This window comes from Thermoanaerobacter uzonensis DSM 18761 (assembly GCF_900129115.1).
GTDB classification, from domain to species: domain Bacteria; phylum Bacillota; class Thermoanaerobacteria; order Thermoanaerobacterales; family Thermoanaerobacteraceae; genus Thermoanaerobacter; species Thermoanaerobacter uzonensis.
The window spans coordinates 1-2,070 of sequence record NZ_FQUR01000034.1; the positions used below are offsets into that span (position 1 = coordinate 1).

A 2,070-nucleotide genomic window follows, 5' to 3' on the forward strand; every position below is an offset into this window, starting at 1 on the left:
ATGCATTCGAAGAACTGTTAAAATATTCAACTTTTGACTTTAATCTATATGAAGGCCCTTTTATTGATATAACATGCGAATGATGAAGTAATCTATCCAATATTGCATTGGCTAATGTTGCTGATCCAAATACTTCTGCCCAATTAGAAAAGGGCATATTAGTTGTAATAATAGTACTATGCTTTTCATACCTTTTAGATATTAGCTGAAAAAATATATTTGAAGCATCTGTGTCTATTGGTAAATACCCTACTTCGTCTATTATTAACACTTTATACTTTGAAAAATGTTTTAATCGGATCTCTAAACGGTTTTCTGCTAATGCCTTTTTTAATTGAGACATTAATTCTTGAAAATGAATGAAATAGGTAGAATATCTGTGCTTAGCACATTCTATCCCTATGGAGGTGGCAAGATGTGTCTTGCCTACCCCGGGGGTTCCTACAAACAATATATTTTCGTTATTTTCTACAAATCTTAAGCTTTTTAAATCAAGAATTTCTTGTTTGTTTATGCTTGGTTGAAATTCAAAATCAAAATCATCAAGTTCTTTTAAAAAAGGGAAGTTTGCTACTTTAACACATGCAAGTATTGCTTTTTCTTGTTTTGATTTTATTTCTAAATTGCTTAGTTCATATAGAGCATCTATAACACTTTTTTCTCCTGATTTAATCAGGTTTAAGTACATATCTATATTATTTTTTATGTTATTTAATCCAAGCTCTTCTAAATTGTTTAATAGCTTAATATAGTTACTCACATTTTCACCTACCTATGCAATAATTTATCTAATTCGTTAAGATTATTTGTGCATATTTGTTCAATATCTTCTCTATTTTTGATGAGATTTTCCATCAATTCTCTATAATGAGATTCATGATAATTTATCTTTTTATCACTTAATATATGGACAGATATCAAATCTGTGTTAAAATATACATGTAACTCATTTTCTACTGTTTTAAGAGTTACAGTTTTATTTATATATTTTGGAGGGACTGAGTATCTACTCCCTTTGTAATATATCATAGAATCTTTATGAACAGTTGCTTTTTGCTCGAAGTTCATATAACTTTCTATGATATCATTACTTGGTAGCGGAGATAGATACTCCTTCTCTTTTTGGAATAATATTATCGGTTGTATCCCTGTTGATTGATTTGTGGATTGATTAACTTTTTTGTTTATTTCATCAATTATCTTTATTAAATCTTCTTCATTTTCAAATTCACCATTGTATGGCAGTAACCAGTCAATAAATTTATTAGATGATTCCACCTTTCCTTTGGTATATGAGTGTCTTGGTTTACATAAGCGTATCTTAAAGCCAAAATCATTTGCAAATGCTTTTATTTTATTATTTATCTTCCTCCCCTCGTTTGTTATATCAACTACTGTTTTCATATTGTCAAAAAGTATTTCCTCCGGAACACCTCCTGTAGCTTTAAATGCGTTTATCAAGCATTCAATTACATCTTGTTGAGTTTTTGCTTTCCTATATTCAAAGTAGCAATATCTTGAATATCCAAGTTTATAGTTAAATACATTAACAACGAATTCTTCTCCATATCTCGAAACTAATTTTATGTCTTCCTTCCAATCTACCTGGGCCTGTTTTCCCGCAGGAGTTTCAAATCTTGGATGACCACTTGCTTTTTTAGTAGGTTTCAGTCCCTTTCTCTTTACATATTTGTTGAAATTAGAATATGTCCCAATATCATAATTTTTAGAAACAAAGTATTCATATACTCCCTTTACCGTAACCCCCTTTATTTCAAGCTTTGCTTTTATTTCATCATAGTATTTATCTAATTTACTTTGTTTATTTCTTGTTTTTGGCTTGCCTTCATATCCCTCATAATACCTTTTAACAGTTCTTCTATCTACTCCATATTCTCTTGCTAATTCTGAAAAATTAGGTTTTATTTCCATAGCCTTAAATATACTAATTTGACCTAATAGATTTTTCATTTTTGTATCCCTCCTACAAACAGAAGGATACCAAATTTATGTACAAATTTGTACATTTTTATTTTCCACTTTTCGTACATTCTTATTTTATCATTTACA

Annotated in this window: 2 protein-coding genes; both read right to left on the reverse strand. The window is 29.2% G+C overall.

Annotated features, from left to right (window positions below; all coding sequences use genetic code 11):
- On the reverse strand, window positions 1–760 hold a 760-nt coding region (gene istB, locus BUB32_RS12495), incomplete at its 3' end, for an IS21-like element helper ATPase IstB (RefSeq protein ID WP_072969638.1).
- Window positions 761–768: 8 nt separating this feature from the next.
- Window positions 769–1,971 carry an IS21 family transposase gene (istA, locus tag BUB32_RS12500; protein ID WP_072969639.1) on the reverse strand — a complete coding sequence of 401 codons (1,203 nt, stop codon included), beginning with the start codon at window positions 1,969–1,971 and terminating at the stop codon, window positions 769–771.
- Between the last annotated feature and the right edge of the window lie 99 nt (window positions 1,972–2,070).

Coding starts and splice junctions, on each gene's coding strand:
- istA (WP_072969639.1), bottom strand. CDS start 1,971: ATGAAAAATCTATTAGGTCAAATTAGTATATTTAAGGCTATGGAAATA.